Source organism: Streptomyces sp. NPDC047971 (assembly GCF_040653355.1).
Taxonomy (GTDB): domain Bacteria; phylum Actinomycetota; class Actinomycetes; order Streptomycetales; family Streptomycetaceae; genus Streptomyces.
On sequence record NZ_JBEZNW010000020.1, the window covers coordinates 44,344 to 63,124 of the forward strand.

An 18,781-nucleotide genomic window follows, 5' to 3' on the forward strand; every position below is an offset into this window, starting at 1 on the left:
CGAAGGCCTCTCGCCTCGAGTTATGTGTCGCCGCTTCGCGGTGGTAGTCGCGCCGCGACGACGGATGCCGATTGGGACGGTCCGAAACGCCGACCCGAACCCTAACCTTGAAGTTTAGGGTTACCAGTGTCTCTGTTCGCTGGACTCTTCCGAACAGGACACTAAGTCGACAAGTGGCGCACGTTCAACGAACACGCCGAACCTCCCGTTTTTCTTTTCACCCTATGTGATCACCCATAGCGCTGGCCAACCAGGGCGCTGGCCAGCGGTGATGCACGTCAACTCCCGGACGCCGCGGGCGCCGTCGGGGCGCTTACATCGAAGTGCCCCGCTTTGGGCGTTGCTTTCATCAGCGCCATGAGTACGCGTGCCTTCACGGCGCCGTCCTCGCCGCTGCCCCAGAGGACCGTGCGGCCGCCGCTGAGCTCCAGGGTGATGGAGTCGTACGACACGACCTTGACGACACGAGTGTCCCGGGCGATCTTTTCCGGGAGTTCGCCCGTCACGCCCACTGCCTCGTGCAGGAGCCGGTCCGCGTCGAAGCGGCGCAGGCTCGCCGAGGAGGCGATGTCGAGGACGAGTCTCGGTACGCCGGGGGGCGCTTTGTCCACGGTCGCGAAACGGGTTCCGGTGGAGTCCACTTCCGTGAACTTTCCGTCCTTTTCCATCAGCAGAACCGGCTGCCGTTCCGTCACCTTCAGACCGATTCCGTGCGGCCAGGACCGGACGACCTCGACCGTGTCGATGCGGGGCAGTTTCCGGATGAGCCGTGCCTGGATCGCGTCGATGTCGACGGAGACCAGCGGGGAGCCGATCGGTACGGCGGCGGCCGATTCCACTTCATGAGGTGTCAGAACCCGGGTGCCGGAGGTGTCCACCCGCTCCACGCGCAGCCAGGAGGAGCCGTAGAGCGCCCAGATCCCGCCGGCCACGATCACGAGAGCGGCCAGGGCGATCAGCAGGACGCGGGGGCCGGGCACCCGGAAACCACTGCTCCGGGCGCCCGTGCCGGACGGCCGTTCCGACGACCCCTTCGGCGTGCTCGTGCCGTTCTTCTCGGCGGTCGTCGGTCCAGCCACCTGGCGTCCCCTTCGTCGTTACGGCTCGGCTCGCCGTCGGGGCGCTCGCCCTTCCGCTTGCGCCCCGCCCGCTACGCCTGGCGGCGTGCGGCGATCGCCTCGTACACCATGCCGACGAGCAGGTCGTCGGCGTCCCTGCGGCCGAACTCGGCCGCGGCGCGGGACATCTCGTACAACCGGTGCGGATCGGCGAGTACGGGCAGGACGTTGCCCTGCACCCACTGCGGCGACAGCTCCGCGTCGTCGACGAGCAGACCGCCGCCCGCCTTGACCACCGGCTGGGCGTTCAGCCGCTGTTCGCCGTTGCCGATCGGCAGCGGGACGTAGGCGGCGGGCAGTCCGACGGCGGAGAGTTCGGCGACGGTCATCGCGCCCGCGCGGCAGAGCATCATGTCGGCGGCGGCGTACGCGAGATCCATCCGGTCCACGTACGGTACCGGGACGTACGGCGGCATCCCGGGCATGTTGTCGACACGCGGCAGTTCGTTCTTCGGACCGACCGCGTGCAGGATCTGGATGCCGGAGCGCTGGAGCACCGGCGCGATCTGCTGGACGACCTCGTTGAGCCGGCGTGCGCCCTGCGAGCCGCCGGAGACCAGAAGCGTCGGCAGGTTGGGGTCGAGACCGAAGGCGGCGCGCGCCTCGGGGCGGACCCGGGCCCGGTCGAGGGTGGCGATGGTGTGCCGCAGCGGGATGCCGATGTAGCGGGCGTTACGGAGCTTGGAGTCCGGGGTGGCGACGGCGACCCCGGCCGCGTACCGCGAGCCGATCTTGTTGGCCAGGCCGGGCCTGGCGTTGGCCTCGTGGACCACGATCGGCACCCCGAGCCGCTTGGCCGCCAGATAGCCGGGCAGCGCCACATAGCCGCCGAAGCCGACGACGCAGTCGGCCTTGGTACGCTCCAGGACCTGCTCGGCCGCCTTGATGGTGCCGCGCAGCCGCCCGGGGACCGTGATCAGCTCAGGGGTGGGCTTGCGCGGCAGCGGCACCGCGGGGATCAGGGCCAGCTCGTAGCCCCGCTCGGGCACGAGCCGGGTCTCCAGACCCTTCTCCGTGCCGAGCGCCGTGATTCCCACGCTCGGGTCCTGCCTGCGCAGGGCGTCCGCGAGGGCGAGCGCGGGCTCGATGTGGCCGGCGGTCCCCCCACCGGCGAGTACGACATGCACCGAAATTCACCGCTCTCCGGACGGACGCTTCTTGACGCGCCGTCGCATCGACTTCCATCTCACCCCGGCCCGCCTACCCCAGCCGGGGCGCCGCATGGCCAGGGCCGCTTTCGCGGCGGGTTCCTGTCGCGCGAAGGCGATGAGGAGCCCGACGGCGAACATGGTCGGCAGCAGGGCCGACCCTCCGTAGGAGAACAGCGGGAGCGGGACTCCGGCGATCGGCAGCAGACCGAGCACCGCACCGATGTTGATCACGGCCTGCGCCGTGATCCAGGTGGTCACGCCTCCCGCGGCGTACCTCACGAAGGGGTCCTCCGTGCGTCCGGCCACGCGGATACCCGCATAGCCTAGAGCCGCGAACAGGGCGAGTACCGACAGCGTCCCCGCCAGACCCAGTTCCTCCCCGGTGACGGCGAAGATGAAGTCGGTGTGCGCTTCGGGTAGTTGGCCCCATTTTTCCACACTGGCGCCCAGTCCGGAACCGAACCATCCGCCTGAGGCCAGAGCATAGATGCCGTGCGCGGCCTGGAGGCAGGGGGCGCCCTCTCCCCCGGGATCGGTGGCACCGATGCAGGCGAACCGCTTCATCCGGTTGGCGCTGGTCCTGATCAGGAGGAAGCCGATCGCCCCCGCCACGGTGAGCACCCCGACGAAGAGCCGGGTGGGCGCGCCGGCCGTCCACAGCAGTCCGAAGAGGATCGCGGTGAGCACGATGGCCGTGCCCATGTCGCCGCCGAGCATGATCAGCCCGAGCAGCAGGAACGCGCCGGGGACCAGGGGCACGAGCATGTGCTTCCACTGCGTCAGCAGTTTCATGTCCTGTTTGCGGGCGAGCAGGTCGGCGCCCCACAGGATGAGGGCCAGCTTGCCGAACTCGCTGGGCTGCAGCATGAACGGTCCGCCCAGGGAGATCCAGTTCTGGTTGCCCCCGACCGCGCGCCCTATCCCCGGGATCTGGACGAGCACCATCAGGAAGACGGCGCCGACCAGGATCGGGTACGCCAGCGCCCGGTGCAGCTTCACGGGCATCCGGGAGGCCGTCAGGAGCAGTGCCGCGCCGAGGACCGCGGCGAAGAACTGCTTCCGGAAGAAGTACGAGGGCACGAGGTCGTACCGGAGCGCCGTGATCATCGAGGCGGAGTAGACCATCACCAGGCCGAGGGTGGTGATGAGCAGCGCGGCTCCGAGGATCACGTAGTACGCCGTCAGCGGGCGGTCCCAGGCGCGGCGGGCCCGCTCGTGCATCCGCCGTACGCCGCCGCGCGAGGCGCGCGGCGGCGTGGGGGTCCGGCCCCCGCCGCGTACGGCGGACGGCCGGCGAGTCCCGGCGGTTCTGCTCGGCATGGTCGCTGTCCCCTCCAGTCGTGCCCGGCGCTGCCGGACCCTCTCGCTGGTCAGGTCAGACGCGCCCGGTGGCGGCAAGGGTGCGGACCGCGTCCGCGAACGCCTCGCCCCGCTTGTTGTAATTGGCGAACATGTCCATCGAGGCACAGGCCGGGGCCAGCAGAACCGTGTCGCCCGGCCGGGCGAGCCGGGCCGCCTCCTGGACCGCCGCGGACATCGCCCCAGTGTCGGTCCGGTCGAGGTCGACCACCGGTACCTCGGGGGCGTGTCGCGCCAGGGCTTCGCGGATCAGGGCGCGGTCGGCGCCGATCAGCACGACCCCGCGCAGCCGGTCCGCGGACTTCGCGACCAGCTCGTCGAAGGTCGCCCCCTTGGCGAGGCCGCCGGCGATCCAGACGATCGGGTCGTAGGCGGCCAACGAGGCTTCTGCGGCGTGGGTGTTGGTCGCCTTGGAGTCGTCGACGTAGACGACGCCCTGGACGTCCTCGACGAGCTCGATGCGGTGCGGGTCGGGCCGGAAGGCCCGCAGTCCGTCCCGTACGGCCCTCGGCTCGACGCCGAAGGCGCGGGCCAGGGCCGCCGCGGCGAGCGCGTTGGCGACGTTGTGCGGGGCCGGCGGGTTGACGTCCGCGACCTCGGCCAGTTCCTGGGCCTGCTTCTGCCGGTTCTCCACGAAGGCCCGGTCGACGAGGATGCCCTCGACGACTCCGAGCTGGGACGGCCCGGGCGTGCCGAGGGTGAAGCCGATCGCGCGGCAGCCCTCCTCGACGTCGGCCTCCCGGACCAGGTCCTCGGTGGCCTTGTCGGCGACGTTGTAGACGCAGGCGACGGTGTTGCCCTCGTAGATGCGGCCCTTGTCGGCGGCGTACGCCTCCATGGAGCCGTGCCAGTCGAGGTGGTCGGGCGCCAGGTTGAGCACCGCGGCCGAGTGGGCGCGCAGCGAGGGCGCCCAGTGCAGCTGGTAGCTGGAGAGTTCGACGGCGAGCACGTCGTAGGTCTCCTCGCCGAGGACGGCGTCGAGGAGCGAGACACCGATGTTCCCGACGGCCGCGGTCCGCAGGCCCGCGGCCTCCAGGATCGAGGCGAGCATCCGGACGGTCGTGGTCTTGCCGTTGGTGCCCGTCACGGCGAGCCAGGGGGCGGCGTCCGGGCCACGGAGCCGCCAGGCCAGCTCGACGTCGCCCCAGACCTCCACGCCCGCCTCCGCGGCGGCCGCGAACAGCGGCTTGTCGGGCCGCCAGCCCGGGGTGGTGACGACCAGCTCGGTGCCCTCGGGCAGGGTCGCGCCGTCGCCGAGACGGACGGTGATACCCTCCGCCTCCAGCTCAGCGGCCTGTGCCCGGGAGCGCTCGTCGTCGCCGTCGTTCACGACGGTCACGACCGCGCCGAGGCCGTGCAGGACGCGGGCGGCCGGGATTCCGGAGACCCCGAGGCCCGCGACGGTGACCCTCTTGCCGTTCCAGCTCACTTTTCGGATGCCCATCCCGCGTAGAAGAGGCCCAGACCCACGATCACGCACATGCCCTGGATGATCCAGAACCGGACCACCACGAGGACCTCGGACCACCCCTTGAGCTCGAAGTGGTGCTGGAGCGGGGCCATCCGGAAGACACGCTTGCCCGTCATCTTGAACGAACCGACCTGGATGACCACGGACATCGTGATCAGCACGAAGAGTCCGCCGAGCAGCGCGAGCAGCAGCTCGGTACGGGAACAGATGGCGAGGCCGGCGAGGGCGCCGCCGAGCGCCAGCGAGCCGGTGTCGCCCATGAAGATCTTGGCCGGCGAGGTGTTCCACCACAGGAAGCCGAAACAGGCGCCCATGAGGGCGGAGGCGACGACCGCGAGGTCGAGCGGGTCGCGGACCTCGAAGCAGGCGTTGGGGTTGGTCAGCGTGACCGCGTTGGCGCAGGACTCCTGGAACTGCCACAGGCCGATGAAGGTGTACGCGCCGAAGACCATCACCGACGCGCCCGTGGCGAGGCCGTCCAGACCGTCCGTCAGGTTCACGCCGTTGGACATGGCCAGGATCATGAAGAGCGCCCAGACCACGAACAGCACCGGCCCGATGGCCCAGCCGAAGTCGGTGATGAAGGAGAGCTTCGTGGAGGCGGGGGTGAGCCCGCGCAGGTCCGCGAACTGCAGGGAGAGCACGGCGAAGGCGATGCCGACGATCAGCTGGCCGGCCATCTTCGCCTTGGCGCGCAGACCCAGCGAACGCTGCTTGACGATCTTGATGTAGTCGTCGAGGAAGCCGACGAGGCCCATGCCGGCCATCAGGAAGAGGACCAGCACACCCGAGTACGTGGGGTCCTCACCGGTGATGACCTTGGCGAGCGCGTACGCGATGAGCGTGGCCAGGATGAAGGAGATGCCGCCCATGGTGGGCGTGCCCTTCTTGCCGGCGTGGCCGCGCGGGCCGTCGTCGCGGATGAACTGTCCGTACCCCTTGCGGGCAAGGAGCTTGATGAGCAGCGGGGTGCCGATCAGGGTCAGGAAGAGCCCGATGGCGCCCGCGAAGAGGATCTGCCTCATCGGCCCGTGACCTCGCTCTCGGAGTCGAGCAGTGCCAGGGCGACCTGCTCAAGACCGACAGACCTGGAAGCCTTCACAAGGACGACATCCCCCGGGCGCAGCTCTCTGCGCAACAGGTCGACAGCCGCCTGCGCGTCGGACACGTGCACCGACTCCTCACCCCACGAACCCTCGTTATATGCGCCCAGTTGCAACCAGGACGCTTCCCTGTCCCCGACCGCCACGAGCTTGCTGACGTTGAGTCGGACGGCGAGCCGCCCGACCGCGTCGTGCTCGGCGAGCGATGCGTCTCCGAGCTCGGCCATCTTGCCGAGCACCGCCCACGTGCGGCCCCCCTGGGCCTGTGCGACCCGGCCCATGGCCGCGAGCGCGCGCAGCGCGGCTCGCATGGACTCGGGGTTCGCGTTGTAGGCGTCGTTGACGATCGTCACGCCGTCCGGACGCTCGGTGACCTCCATGCGCCAGCGCGACAGGGTGCCTGCCTCGGAGAGCGCGGTGGCGATCTCCTCGGCGGCCATGCCCAGCTCATGGGCGACGGCGGCCGCGGCGAGCGCGTTCGACACGTGGTGCTCACCGTACAGGCGCAAGGTCACGTCACTGCACCCGGTGGGTGTGTGAAGACTGAAAGAGGGCTGTCCGTTCTCTGTGAGCCGGACATTCTCGGCACGTACGTCGGATTCGCGTGCTTCTCCGAAGAGGATCACGCGTGCCCGGGTGCGGGCGGCCATGGCCCGGACGAGCGGGTCGTCGGCGTTGAGGACCGCCACGCCGCCCTTGTCGGCCGGCGGGAGCGCCTCGACGAGTTCGCCCTTCGCCTGGGCGATCTGCTCGCGGCCGCCGAACTCGCCGATGTGGGCGGTGCCGACGTTCAGGACGAGTCCGATGCGCGGCGGGGTCAGTCCGGTGAGGTAGCGGATGTGACCGATGCCGCGGGCACCCATCTCCAGGACCAGGTGCTGGGTCTCGTCGCTCGCGCGCAGTGCCGTCAGCGGCAGCCCGATCTCGTTGTTGAGCGAGCCGGGCGTCCAGACGGTGGGCGCGTGGCGCTGCAGGACCTGGGCGATCAGGTCCTTGGTGGAGGTCTTGCCGGCGGAGCCGGTGAGCGCGACGACATCGGTGCCGAGGCGTTCGACGACGGCCCGGGCGAGGGCGCCGAGCGCCGCCTGGACGTCGTCCACGACGACGGCGGGCACGCCGACGGGGCGGGTGGCCAGCACGGCCACCGCGCCCGCCTCGACGGCACGCGTCGCGTAGTCGTGGCCGTCGACCTGTTCGCCGGCGAAGGCGGCGAACAGGCTGCCGGGCTTCACCTCACGGGAGTCGATGACGACCGGCCCGGTGACCTGGACGGCCGGATCCGGTATGTCGTGCGACTGCCCGCCGACGATTGCGGCGATCTCGGCGAGGGAGAGGGCGATCACTGCTTCATCCCTGACTGTTCTCGTGGCTGGCTGCGTCCGGCTGATCGGCACGATGCGCCAGGAGCGCTTCGCGCAGGACCAGACGGTCGTCGAAGGGGCGGACCACTCCGGCGATGTCCTGGCCCTGCTCGTGGCCCTTGCCGGCGACGAGCACGGTGTCGCCGGGCCGGGCGCGGGCCACGACCGCGGCGATGGCGGCGGCCCGGTCGGCGTCGACCAGGACGTCGCCGCGCTCGTGGGCGGGCACCTCGGCGGCACCGGCGAGCATCGTGGCGAGGATCGCGAGGGGGTCCTCGGACCGGGGGTTGTCGGAGGTCAGTACGGCGGTGTCGGCGAGGCGCGCCGCGGCGGCGCCCATCGGTCCGCGCTTGGTGGTGTCCCGGTCACCGCCACACCCGAGAACGATGTGCAGCTTGCCCTCGGTGACCTTGCGCAGCGAGCGCAGGACCGATTCGACGGCGTCCGTCTTGTGGGCGTAGTCGACGACCGCGAGGTACGGCTGGCCGGCGTCGACGCGCTCCAGGCGGCCGGGGACACCGGGCACGGCGGCGACGCCGTCGGCGGCGGTCTGCGGGTCGATGCCCGCGACGGCGAGGGTGACGATCGCGGCGAGCGTGTTGGCGACGTTGAACGGGCCGGGCAGCGGCGCCGTGGCGGCGATCCGCTCGCCCTGCGGGCCGATGACGGTGAAGGTCGAGCCGACCGCGCCCAGCGTGACGTCCTCGGCGCGCCAGTCGGCGTCGGGGTCGCCCTCGGCAGAGAAGGTGACGACCGGTACGGACGCCTCCTTGGTGAGCCTGCGGCCGTAGGTGTCGTCGAGGTTCACGACGCCGCGTTTGCTGCGTTCGGGCGTGAACAGCCGCGCCTTGGCCCCGAAGTAGTCCTCCATGTCGGAGTGGAACTCCATGTGCTCGGGGCTGAGGTTGTTGAAGACGGCGACGTCGAAGACGCAGCCGTCGACCCGGCCGAGCACGAGGGCGTGGCTGGAGACCTCCATGGCGACCGCCTCGACACCGCGCTCGCGCATGACCGCGAACAGCGCCTGGAGGTCGGTGGCTTCCGGGGTCGTCCGTTCCGACTTGATGCGCTCGTCGCCGATCCGCATCTCGACCGTGCCGATGAGGCCGGTCTGTCGCCGGGCGGCGCGCAGCCCGCCCTCGACCAGGTACGCCGTGGTGGTCTTGCCGGAGGTGCCGGTGATGCCGATCTGGAGCAGGTCCGTGCCCGGTCGGCCGTAGATCTCGGCGGCGAGCTCGCCCATGCGTCCGCGCGGGTTCGCGACGACCAGGACCGGCAGGCCGGTCGCGGCGGCGCGGTCGGCGCCGGACGGGTCCGTGAGGATCGCCGCGGCTCCGAGCCCGGCGGCCTGGTCGGCGAAGTCGGCGCCGTGCAGCCGGGCGCCCGGCAGGGCGGCGTAGATGTCCCCGGGGCGTACGGCCCGTGAGTCGTGGGTGATGCCCGTGACGGCGGTGTCCGTTCCGGCGGGCGTCTCGACACCGAGCCGGGCGGCAAGGTCGCCCAGGGGTGTCGGGCGGGCCTGCTCCGGGCGGGGCGGGGTGGTTCGGTACTGATCAGCGTGTGGCACGGCGGTGAGCGTACCGGGCCCACCCGCCGGGGGGCCAAAAGAGGCCCGGGCCTCGCCGGAGTTCGATTTCCGGTTCCCGGAATCGGGGGTGATCGTGGTCACTGGTGCTCCCGGGGTGTCACTCGCTGTCCTTGAACGTCACGGGCAGACGGGCGGGCGCGCTGCCCGTCGGAGCCACGTGGAGGGTCTTGAGGGCGAACTCCATGACCTTCTTGTAGATGGGGCCGCAGATCTGGCCGCCGAAGTAGTTGCCCTTGGTGGGGTTCTGGATGGCGCAGTAGACCGTGATCTGCGGGTCGTCCGCGGGGGCGAAGCCGGCGAAGGAGGCGGTGTACCCCTTGTAGCGGCCGAGTTCGGGGTCGACGCGGTTGGCGGTTCCGGTCTTGCCGGCGACGCGGTAGCCGGGGATGCGGGCCTTGGTGCCGGTGCCCTCCTCGTCACCGACCACGGACTCCATCATCCGGGCGAGGGTCTTGGCGGTCTTCTCGCTCACGACGCGGGTCTGCTCCGGGGCGGGCCCCGGGGTGAACCGGCCGTCGGGCCCCCTGGTGCCGCGGACGAGCGTCGGCTCGATCCGTACGCCTCCGTTGGCGATGGTCGAGTAGACCGAGGCGGCCTGCATGGCGTTGATCGACAGGCCCTGGCCGAACGGGATCGTGTACTGCTGCGAGGTCGACCAGTCCCCCGGCCTGGCGAGGATGCCGGGGGTCTCGCCGGGGTAGCCGAGCCCGGTGGGGCGGCCGATGCCGAACTTGCGCAGGTAGTCGTGGAGGACCCGGTTGGACTCGGCCTGGGTCTTCCCGAGCTGGCCGGTGGCGAGGATGGTGCCGATGTTGCTCGACTTGGCGAGGACGCCGTTGAGCGTCAGGTACCAGGTGGGGTGGTCGATGTCGTCCTTGAAGAGCCGGTCCCCGCGGTGCAGCCGGTTGGGCACGACGACATGGGTGTCGGGGGTGGCGACGCCCTCTTCCAGGACGGCGGCCATGGACATGACCTTGCTGGTGGAGCCCGGCTCGTAGGCGTCCTGGAGGGCGGCGTTGCCCATCGCGGCGGAGTTGGCCGCGGACAGGTCGTTGGGGTCGAAGCCGGGAGCGTTGGCCATGGCCAGCACCTCACCGGTCCTCGTGTTCTGCACTATGACGTAGCCGCGGTCCGCCTTGGACTTCTTCACCTGCTCGGTGATGGCCCGCTGGGCGGCCCACTGGATGTCCCGGTCGATGGTCAGCTCGATGTCGGAGCCCGGTACGGCCGGGGTGCCGCGGGAGCCGGCGGTCGGCACCTGGCGTCCCCCGGACTCGGCGAACCTGATCTTGCCGTCCTGGCCCGCGAGCTCCTTGTCGAGCATCGACTCCAGGCCGCCGGCGCCGCGGCCCTCGGCGTTGACGTACCCCAGTATCCCGGCGGCGAGCTCCCCGTTGGGGTACACGCGCTTGGTGCTGGGCTCGCTGACGATGCCCGCGAGGAGATTGACGCCGTTGCCGCCCTCGGAGCGCGCGGACTTCTTCGCGTAGACCTTCTTGAGGTCCTTGATCTGGTTCCAGACCTGCGGGGTCTGCTTGCGGGCGAGCAGGGTGTAGCGCGACTTGGGTGTGCGGAGCTTCTTGGCGAGGTCCGCGGGCTGCTTGCCCAGGAGCGGCGCGAGGAGTGCGGCGGCCTGCTCGGGGGCGTCCTGGACCTTGCTCTCCTCGGGGGTGAAGAGGAGCGGGTCGGCGATGATGTCGTACGCGTCGACGCTGGCGGCCAGGGCGATGCCGGAGCGGTCGGTGATCTCACCGCGGTCCGCGGAGAGCGTGTACTCCTGGTAGCGGTGCGCCTCGGCCTTGGCTGCCAGCGTGCCGGCGTCGACGGCCTGCACCTGGAGCAGGCGGACGACGAAGGCCAGCATCACGAGGGTCAGCCCGAGGGAGACCAGCCGCAGCCGGGGCTTGGGGCTGCCGAGCCGGATGGTGCGCGGTCTCGCCGGTGGCCTCGGGGCGGGCCTGCGCGCCGGGCCCGAGCGGGCGGCCGGGCGCGGGGCGGGGCGTGCCTGCCTGCCCTCGGGGTGCCGGGTGCGTGCGGGCCGGGCGGGGCCGGGCACCCGGCGGCGCGGGGGCTCCTTGGGGGGCACTGAGGTCACCTGCCGGAGTTCGTCGGGGCGGGCGGGGTCGTCCGCGGCGTCTCGGTCTTTCCGGGGGTCGCGGTGGTTCCCGGGGTCGCGGTCTTTCCGGGAGTCGCGGGCGGCTGACCGGCCGGGGCTCCCGTGGCGGCCGGGGGCGCGGTCCGCGGCGCGGCCGGGGTGCGGGTCGGCTCGGGCGCGGCCGCCTTGGAGGGCTCGCCGAGGACCTTGCCGTCCGGGGAGAGGAAGGCGGGGCTGCCGCCGGGGACCATGCCGAGCTCCCGGGCCCGGCGCTCCAGCGCGTCGGGCGCGGAGCGGTCGTCCACGTCCCGCTGGAGCGCCTGCTCCTCGTCGGTGAGTTCCGTGGTCCGGTTCTTGAGGTCGCGCAGCTTGAAGGAGCCCTGGTTGAGGGCGGAGTTCAGCAGCAGCAGGGTGATGAGCCCCCCGCCGAGGAGGACCACGACGAGGAGGACGAACGGGGTACGGGCGGCGGTGCTCGGCCCCGAGGGCATGAGCTTCCCCAGCCGCGCCGCCCGCCCTTTGAGCGGCTCCTTCGTCGTCATGCCCCTGCGCTCTCGTTCTTCCCGGGGGCTTCCGCCCGGGCGGCGCCCCCGTCCGTGGCCGTGCGCCACGGAGGTGCGGACATCGCCGTCCGCGGCCCGGTGCCCGCGCGGTGGGGAGGGACGGCGCACGGCGCTTCGCGCAGGCGGGCGGTGGGGCGTGTGCTCACGGCTTCTCGTCCTCCCGGATGCGCTGCGCTCCGCGGAGGCGGGCGGGGGCCGCCCGGCGGTTCTCGGCGATCTCCTCCTCCGTGGGCAGTTCGGCGCCACGGGTGAGCAGCTTCAGACGGGGCTGGTACTGCTCGGGGACGACCGGCAGGCCGGGCGGGGCGGTGTTCGCCGCGCCGGCCGCGAAGACCTGCTTCACGAGCCGGTCCTCCAGCGAGTGGTACGACAGGACCGCGATCCGGCCGCCCACCGCGATCGCCTTGACCGCCGCCGGGATGGCCCGCTCCAGGACGGTGAGCTCGCCGTTGACCTCGATGCGCAGGGCCTGGAAGGTGCGCTTGGCGGGGTTGCCGCCGGTGCGCTTGGCCGCCTGCGGCAGGGAGTCGCGGATCAGCTCGACGAGGCGGGCGCTGTTGGTGAAGGGCTCCTTCTCGCGCTCGCGCACGATCGCGGAGACGATCCGCTTGGCCTGCTTCTCCTCCCCGTACGCGCGGAGGATGCGGACGAGTTCGCCGGCCGGGTAGGTGTTGAGGACCTCCGCCGCGCTGATCCCGGTCGTCTGGTCCATGCGCATGTCGAGCGGGGCGTCCTGCGCGTACGCGAAGCCCCGGTCCGCCTCGTCGAGCTGCATGGACGAGACGCCCAGGTCGAAGAGGACGCCGTCCACCTTCGGGGTGCCGAGCCGGTCGAGGACCTCGGGCAGCTCGTCGTAGACCGCGTGGACGAGCGTGGCGCGCTCGCCGAAGGGGGCGAGCCGCTCGCCGGAGAGCCGCAGCGCCTCCTTGTCCCGGTCGAGGGCGATGAGCCGCGCCTCGGGGAAGCGGCGGAGCAGCGCCTCGCTGTGGCCGCCGAGGCCGAGGGTGCAGTCGACGACCACCGCACCGGGGCGCTCAAGGGCCGGGGCCAACATGTCCAGGCACCGCTGGAGCATCACCGGGACGTGTCGGTCGTTGCTCACATTGCGCCCTCTCGGAATTCGACTCAGATTCGGCGCGGCCGCTACGCATCCGCCGCACTCGCGGGGAGAAACTGCGGAAATCGCTCATTGTCTCCGTGAACTTCGCGTCACTTTAGTCCACTGGACCCAGCGGTCAATCAACCGGCTGGCGCGTCGTACGGGCCGTCGAGAGGAGTCGGGCATTCCCGACCGCTCACTCGAATGGGCCCGGTCCCCTCATGCCTGTGGGTTAGCTCACAACAAGGCTCATTGACGTTCTTTGTCCGCCCTCACGCCGGGTCCCGACGCCTCGTGACCACTAACGTCGTAGACATGTCGACCTCAGCGCACCCCTCCTCCGACGTGATACTCGCCGACGGAACCGTCACCGATCGCCTCGTCGAGGCCAACGAGCGCTACGCGTCCCGCTTCACCGATCCCGGCATGGACGCCAAGCCGGTCCTGAAGGTGGCCGTGGTGGCCTGCATGGACGCCCGCCTCGACCTGCATGCCGCGCTCGGCCTGGAACTCGGCGACTGCCACACCATCCGCAACGCGGGCGGCGTGGTCACCGACGACGTGATCCGCTCGCTCACGATCAGCCAGCGGGCCCTGAAGACCCGCAGCGTGGTGCTCATCCACCACACGGGCTGTGGCCTGGAGTCGCTCACCGAGGACTTCCGGCACGAGCTGGAGATGGAGGTCGGCCAGCGTCCGGCCTGGGCGGTGGAGGCCTTCCGCGACGTCGAGCAGGACGTCCGGCAGTCGATGCAGCGCGTGCGGACCTCGCCGTTCCTGCTGCACACCGACGACGTCCGCGGTTTCGTCTTCGACGTGACCACGGGCCTGCTGCGCGAGATCGACCCCTCCTGATTCACGGGGCACAAGACGGCAAACCCCGGCATATCGCCTGCACTTGTCCACAGTCGAGTGACACAACCCGGCAGAGGCAACAAGAATGCTCGGGTGACACCCCCCGAACGAACCGCGGGGGCAGGTGTCGGTGTTTTTCGTAGGGGCCGAGGAGGGCCGGGTGACGACCTATGACGATCGAGCGAGCCTCACAGATCTGACCACCACAGCGGAGCGCGTCCGCAGGTCGGTGGAGGGTGTGATCGAGGGCAAGCCTGAGGTCGTACGGCTTTCGCTGACCGTGCTGCTCGCCGAGGGACATCTTCTGATCGAGGATGTCCCCGGCGTCGGCAAGACGATGCTGGCCAAGACGCTGGCGCGGTCCATCGACTGTTCGGTGCGCCGTATCCAGTTCACGCCCGACCTGCTGCCGTCGGACATCACCGGCGTGTCGATCTTCGACCAGCAGCGGCGGGACTTCGAGTTCAAGCCGGGCGCGATCTTCGCCCAGATCGTGATCGGCGACGAGATCAACCGCGCCTCGCCGAAGACCCAGTCCGCCCTCCTGGAGTCCATGGAGGAGCGGCAGGTCACGGTCGACGGGCAGACGTACGAGCTGCCGAGCCCGTTCATGGTGGTGGCCACGCAGAACCCGGTGGAGATGGAGGGCACGTACCCGCTCCCCGAGGCGCAGCGCGACCGCTTCATGGCGCGCGTCTCGATCGGCTACCCGAGCGCCGAGGCCGAGTTCCAGATGCTCGACATCCACGGGGCGGTCAACCCGCTCGACGATCTGCAGCCCGTCGCGCACGCCCACGACATCGTGAAGCTGATCGAGGCGGTGCGCGGCGTCCATGTCGCCGACGCCGTGCGCCGGTACGCGGTGGACATCGTCGCCGCGACCCGTAACCACGCGGATCTACGGCTCGGCGCCTCGCCGCGTGCCACGCTCCACCTGCTGCGCGCCGCCAGGGCGTCCGCCGCGCTCAGCGGCCGCGAGTACGTCCTGCCCGACGACCTCCAGGCGCTGGCCGTCCCCGTCCTCGCCCACCGGCTGCTGCCGACGGCGCAGGCCCAGCTGAACCGGCGGACCTCCGAGCAGGTCGTCCTGGACATCCTGCAGCGCACGCCCGTCCCGGTCGCGGCGCCGCCCGCCGGACCGCACTACGGCCAGCAGCCCGGCGTTCGGCAGCGGTGATGGCGACCGCTGCCGCGCCGGAGGGGCAGCGGGGTGACGACCGGGGCGTCCCCGCGGGGGGCGACAAGGGCGGACTGCGGTCCGCCCTCTCCGGGCTCACCACGCGTGGCCGGTCCTTCCTCGCCGCCGGGGTCGCCGCCGCGATCTGCGCCTTCGTCCTCGGCCAGGGCGATCTGCTGCGTGTGGGCCTGCTGCTCGCCGTCCTGCCGCTGATCGCTGCCGGGGTGCTCTACCGCACCCGGTACCGGGTGGCCGGCAGCCGCCGGCTCTCCCCGCACCGGGTCCCGGTGGGCTCCGAGGCCCGGGTCCATCTGCGGATGGACAACGTCTCCCGGCTGCCCACCGGGCTGCTGATGCTCCAGGACCACGTCCCGTACATGCTCGGGCCGCGGCCCCGGTTCGTGCTGGACCGGGTCGAGGCGGGCGGCCGTCGCGAGGTGTCGTACCGGGTCCGGTCGGATCTGCGCGGCCGCTTCCCGCTGGGCCCGCTCCAGCTGCGGCTGAACGACCCCTTCGGCATGTGCGAGCTGACCCGCTCCTTCAGCGCCTACGACACGCTCACGGTGGTCCCCAGGACCGAGCCGCTGCCGGCGGTGAAGCTGGCCGGCGAGGCGGCGGGGTACGGCGACGGACGGCAGCGCTCGCTGGCGCTGGCCGGCGACGACGACGTGATCCCGCGTACCTACCGCCACGGCGACGATCTGCGCCGGGTCCACTGGCGGTCCACCGCGCGCCACGGCGAGTTGATGGTCCGCCGCGAGGAGCAGCCGCAGCGGGCCCGCTGCACGGTCCTGCTCGACACCCGCAGGCTCGCGTTCCAGGGCGCCGGCCCCGACTCGGCCTTCGAGTGGGCGGTCTCGGGCGCCGCCTCCGCCCTGGTGCACATGCTGGAGCGGGGCTATGCGGTACGGCTCCTCACCGACACGGGCACCTCGGTGCCCGGCGAGGGCTCCGAGGGTTTCGCCGGCGCGACGCAGGACTCGGCCGAGGCGGCCGGGCTGATGATGGACACCCTCGCCGTCGTGGACCACTCCGACGGAGCGGGACTCTCGCGCGCGTACGACGTCCTGCGCGGCGGGAACGAAGGGCTCCTGATCGCGTTCGTCGGCGACATCGACGAGGAGCAGGCGGCGTTGGCGGCCAGGATGCGGCAGCGCAGCGGTGCCGCGGTGGCCTTCGTCCTGGACAGCGGCACCTGGCTGACCGGCGGCGCGGTGACCGGCGCGATCGACGAGCGGCTGCGGCAGTTGCGGGAGGCCGGCTGGACGGCTCTGGCCGTGCGCCCGGGCGCACGGCTCGCCGAGTTGTGGCAGCAGGCCGGCGGAGCGCGTGCGGAGTCCGCCGCGGGTGACACGTACGGAGGTTGGTCATGAGCGGCCGCGGGCGGCTGACACTGGGCTCCTTCGCCGCCACGCTGATGGCGGCGGGCGCGCTTCTTCCGCTGGTGAAACCGGCGACGTGGATCTTCACGGCGGCGATCCTGCTGGCACTGCAGAGCGGGGTCGGCGTGCTGACCCGGCGGGTACCGCTGGCCCGGCCCCTGACCATCGCGGCACAGGCCCTGACGAGCCTGCTGGCGCTGACCCTCGTCTTCGCCCGGGAGCAGGCGCTGCTGGGCTTCCTGCCGGGGCCGGGGGCCCTCGCGGAGTTCGCCGCGCTCTTCGGTGCGGGCGCCGACGACGTCGGCACGTACGCGATCCCGGCGCCCGACACCGAGGGCATCAGGCTCATGGTGGTCGGCGGCGTGCTGGTGATCGGCCTCCTGGTGGACACGATCGCGGTGACCTTCCGCAGCGCGGCTCCGGCCGGTCTGCCGCTCCTCGCGCTGTACTCGGTGGCCGCGGGTCTCTCCGACGGCGGCGCGAGCTGGCTCTGGTTCGTGCTCGCCGCCACCGGCTATCTCCTGCTGCTCCTGGCGGAGAGCCGTGACCGGCTCTCGCAGTGGGGTCGGGTCTTCGGCGGAGCGCCGCGTCCCGGGCCCGACGGCGGGGCCGGGGGCGGGCGGGCGCTCGCGCCGGTGCGGACCGGACGCCGGATCGGCGTGGTGGCCATGGGGATCGCGCTGGTCGTGCCGGCCGCTCTGCCCACGCTCTCCGGCGGTCTTCTGGGCGGCTCGGGCGACGGATCGGGTGAGGGCGGCAAGGGCGGCACGATCTCGGCCGTGAACCCGCTGGTCTCGCTCCAGGACAATCTGCGGCAGCCCGAGGACCGCGAGGTGCTGCGGTACCGGACGAACGCGGCCGAGACCAGCGGGATGTATCTGCGGCTGGTGGCGCTGGACCAGTTCGACGGGACCTCCTGGAAGTCCTCGGTCCGCCCGATCGGGGACGTGCCCGAACGGCTGCCGCGGCCCGAAGGGCTGGGCGAGCAGGTCCGTACGACCGAGGTGACGGGCAACTTCGTGGCCTCGTCGTCGTACGAGCAGAAGTGGCTGCCGATGCCGTATCCGGCGGCCAGGGTCGACATCGACGGCCGCTGGCGGTACGAGCCGGCCGGGCGGATGATCGTCGGCGACGACAAGCAGAACACGCGTGGCGTCCGCTACACGGTGACGAGTCTGGACGTGCGGCCGACGGCCGCGCAGCTGGCGGCGGCGCAGCCCGCACCGCCCAAGCTCCTCACCGAGTACACCCGGGTGCCGTCCTCGCTGCCCCTCGACGTGAAGTCGACGGCGCTCCAGGTCACCAGGGGCGCCCGGAACGACTACGAACGGGCCGTGAAGCTCCAGGACTGGTTCGCGACGGACGGCGGTTTCCGCTACGACGTCGAGGTCGAGTCGGGCACGGGTGTCGAGGCGATCTCCCGCTTCCTCAAGCGGCGGGAGGGCTTCTGCGTGCACTTCTCGTTCTCGATGGCGGCGATGGCCCGCACCCTGGGCATCCCGGCCCGGGTGGCGGTCGGCTTCATGCCGGGCAGTGCCCAGTCCGACGGCACCATGTCGGTCGGCATCCGGGACGCCCACGCCTGGCCGGAGCTGTACTTCGAGGGCACGGGCTGGATCCGCTTCGAGCCGACGCCGACGCGGGGTTCGACGCCCGACTACACGCGGCAGCAGTCGCCGTCGGGGACGCCGACGCAGTCGGCGCAGCCGGAGACCAGCGCCTCGGCGATGCCGTCCGCTGCTCCGAGCACCTCGGAGAGCTGCCCGCCGGATCTTCGCCGGCTCGGCGAGTGCGGGCCGGACGCGGCGGCGGGCGCCACGTCGTCCGACGGCGGTGGGGTGGATCCGCTGAAGGTGGCTCTGATCTCCCTGGGCGTGGCGGTGGTGCTGTTGCTGCCGCTGTCGCCCTGGCTGTGGCGTACCCGGGTACGGGCCCGGCGGCTCGGGTCCTCGGGCCGCACGTCCGAGGACGCGGCGGCGAGGACGCTGGCGGCCTGGCGGGAGGTCCGTGACACGGCCTGGGACCACGGGGTCGCGCCGGACGGCTCGCAGACGCCGCGCAAGACGGCGGCCCGGATCGTCCGCCTGGGTTCGCTGGAGGGCGAGCCGGCGAACGCGGTGCACCGGGTGGCCCGTGCGGTCGAACAGGTCCTGTACGCGCCGCAGCCCCGTCCGGCGACGGGTCTCGTGGAGGAGGTCGCCCTGGTCAGGTCGGGCTTCGCGTCGGTGGCGCCCCGCAGGACGCGCCTGCGCGCACTGCTGGCCCCGCGCTCGGCCGTCCGGGTGGTGTGGGCGGCGTCGGCACGCTGGTCGAGCACGACCACGTCCTGGTCGACCCGCGCCCGCGCCCTGACGACCCGCCTGACGCTCGCCGTGCGCCGGGCCGAGCGCTGATCCCCGGCAGGGCTCCGCTCCTCAGCGGGAGGAGCCCTGCCGGCCACCGCGGCTCGGGGGCGTGTG

At 71.8% G+C, this 18,781-nt stretch carries 14 protein-coding genes; 4 read left to right on the forward strand and 10 right to left on the reverse strand.

Translation table 11 applies throughout. The features are described from left to right. Window positions 1-278 precede the first annotated feature (278 nt). From AB0D99_RS20080 to rsmH, 10 genes are all read right to left on the reverse strand, one after another. Window positions 279-1,079, reverse strand: a complete 801-nt coding sequence (locus AB0D99_RS20080; protein WP_362363505.1) for an FtsQ-type POTRA domain-containing protein — start codon at window positions 1,077-1,079, stop codon at window positions 279-281. A gap of 71 nt (window positions 1,080-1,150) precedes the next feature. Beyond that, the gene (gene murG, locus AB0D99_RS20085) at window positions 1,151-2,245 is read right to left on the reverse strand and encodes an undecaprenyldiphospho-muramoylpentapeptide beta-N-acetylglucosaminyltransferase (RefSeq protein WP_362363508.1); all 1,095 of its coding nucleotides are present in this window, start codon (window positions 2,243-2,245) and stop codon (window positions 1,151-1,153) included. Window positions 2,246-2,251: 6 nt separating this feature from the next. Further along, complete coding sequence (gene ftsW, locus AB0D99_RS20090) at window positions 2,252-3,589, reverse strand: putative lipid II flippase FtsW (RefSeq protein WP_362363511.1); 1,338 nt, start codon at window positions 3,587-3,589, stop codon at window positions 2,252-2,254. Between the two features lie 55 nt (window positions 3,590-3,644). After that, entirely contained in the window at window positions 3,645-5,072 is a 1,428-nt protein-coding gene (murD, locus tag AB0D99_RS20095) for a UDP-N-acetylmuramoyl-L-alanine--D-glutamate ligase (protein WP_362363514.1), read from the reverse strand. Beyond that, a complete protein-coding gene (mraY, locus tag AB0D99_RS20100) occupies window positions 5,054-6,124 on the reverse strand; it encodes a phospho-N-acetylmuramoyl-pentapeptide-transferase (RefSeq protein WP_189802264.1) in 1,071 nt (356 codons plus the stop codon). Before mraY ends, murD begins: the two co-directional genes overlap by 19 nt. After that, window positions 6,121-7,545 (reverse strand): UDP-N-acetylmuramoyl-tripeptide--D-alanyl-D-alanine ligase, encoded by a 1,425-nt coding sequence (gene murF, locus AB0D99_RS20105; RefSeq protein ID WP_362363518.1) that lies wholly within the window; start codon window positions 7,543-7,545, stop codon window positions 6,121-6,123. The genes mraY and murF overlap by 4 nt, the downstream gene beginning before the upstream one ends. 4 nt (window positions 7,546-7,549) lie before the next feature. Next, the gene (locus AB0D99_RS20110; protein ID WP_362363521.1) at window positions 7,550-9,232 is read right to left on the reverse strand and encodes a UDP-N-acetylmuramoyl-L-alanyl-D-glutamate--2,6-diaminopimelate ligase; all 1,683 of its coding nucleotides are present in this window, start codon (window positions 9,230-9,232) and stop codon (window positions 7,550-7,552) included. 16 nt (window positions 9,233-9,248) lie between these two features. Next, entirely contained in the window at window positions 9,249-11,237 is a 1,989-nt protein-coding gene (locus tag AB0D99_RS20115; RefSeq protein WP_362363734.1) for a penicillin-binding protein 2, read from the reverse strand. Between the two features lie 5 nt (window positions 11,238-11,242). Continuing rightward, complete coding sequence (locus tag AB0D99_RS20120; RefSeq protein ID WP_362363524.1) at window positions 11,243-11,788, reverse strand: hypothetical protein; 546 nt, start codon at window positions 11,786-11,788, stop codon at window positions 11,243-11,245. Window positions 11,789-11,951: 163 nt separating this feature from the next. After that, a complete protein-coding gene (gene rsmH / locus AB0D99_RS20125) occupies window positions 11,952-12,911 on the reverse strand; it encodes a 16S rRNA (cytosine(1402)-N(4))-methyltransferase RsmH (RefSeq protein ID WP_362363527.1) in 960 nt (319 codons plus the stop codon). Between the two features lie 312 nt (window positions 12,912-13,223). On the opposite strand from rsmH, the gene AB0D99_RS20130 reads away from it, so the two are divergent. The 4 genes from AB0D99_RS20130 to AB0D99_RS20145 all read left to right on the forward strand — a co-directional run bounded on the left by AB0D99_RS20130 (window position 13,224) and on the right by AB0D99_RS20145 (window position 18,715). Continuing rightward, window positions 13,224-13,763: a carbonic anhydrase gene (locus tag AB0D99_RS20130; RefSeq protein ID WP_362363530.1), complete on the forward strand. Its 540-nt coding sequence runs from the start codon at window positions 13,224-13,226 to the stop codon at window positions 13,761-13,763. Between the two features lie 160 nt (window positions 13,764-13,923). Continuing rightward, window positions 13,924-14,940 (forward strand): MoxR family ATPase, encoded by a 1,017-nt coding sequence (locus tag AB0D99_RS20135; protein ID WP_362363533.1) that lies wholly within the window; start codon window positions 13,924-13,926, stop codon window positions 14,938-14,940. Then, window positions 14,940-16,313 carry a DUF58 domain-containing protein gene (locus tag AB0D99_RS20140; protein ID WP_362363537.1) on the forward strand — a complete coding sequence of 458 codons (1,374 nt, stop codon included), beginning with the start codon at window positions 14,940-14,942 and terminating at the stop codon, window positions 16,311-16,313. The genes AB0D99_RS20135 and AB0D99_RS20140 overlap by 1 nt, the downstream gene beginning before the upstream one ends. Next, the gene (locus tag AB0D99_RS20145) at window positions 16,310-18,715 is read left to right on the forward strand and encodes a DUF3488 and transglutaminase-like domain-containing protein (RefSeq protein ID WP_362363540.1); all 2,406 of its coding nucleotides are present in this window, start codon (window positions 16,310-16,312) and stop codon (window positions 18,713-18,715) included. Before AB0D99_RS20140 ends, AB0D99_RS20145 begins: the two co-directional genes overlap by 4 nt. Window positions 18,716-18,781 lie beyond the last annotated feature (66 nt).

Excerpts from the sequence above, each read along its gene's own strand:
- mraY (WP_189802264.1), bottom strand. The coding sequence starts at position 6,124 with ATGAGGCAGATCCTCTTCGCGGGCGCCATCGGGCTCTTCCTGACCCTG.
- AB0D99_RS20140 (WP_362363537.1), top strand. The coding sequence starts at position 14,940 with ATGGCGACCGCTGCCGCGCCGGAGGGGCAGCGGGGTGACGACCGGGGC.
- murD (WP_362363514.1), bottom strand. The coding sequence starts at position 5,072 with ATGGGCATCCGAAAAGTGAGCTGGAACGGCAAGAGGGTCACCGTCGCG.
- AB0D99_RS20120 (WP_362363524.1), bottom strand. The coding sequence starts at position 11,788 with ATGACGACGAAGGAGCCGCTCAAAGGGCGGGCGGCGCGGCTGGGGAAG.
- AB0D99_RS20130 (WP_362363530.1), top strand. The coding sequence starts at position 13,224 with ATGTCGACCTCAGCGCACCCCTCCTCCGACGTGATACTCGCCGACGGA.
- AB0D99_RS20145 (WP_362363540.1), top strand. The coding sequence starts at position 16,310 with ATGAGCGGCCGCGGGCGGCTGACACTGGGCTCCTTCGCCGCCACGCTG.
- ftsW (WP_362363511.1), bottom strand. The coding sequence starts at position 3,589 with ATGCCGAGCAGAACCGCCGGGACTCGCCGGCCGTCCGCCGTACGCGGC.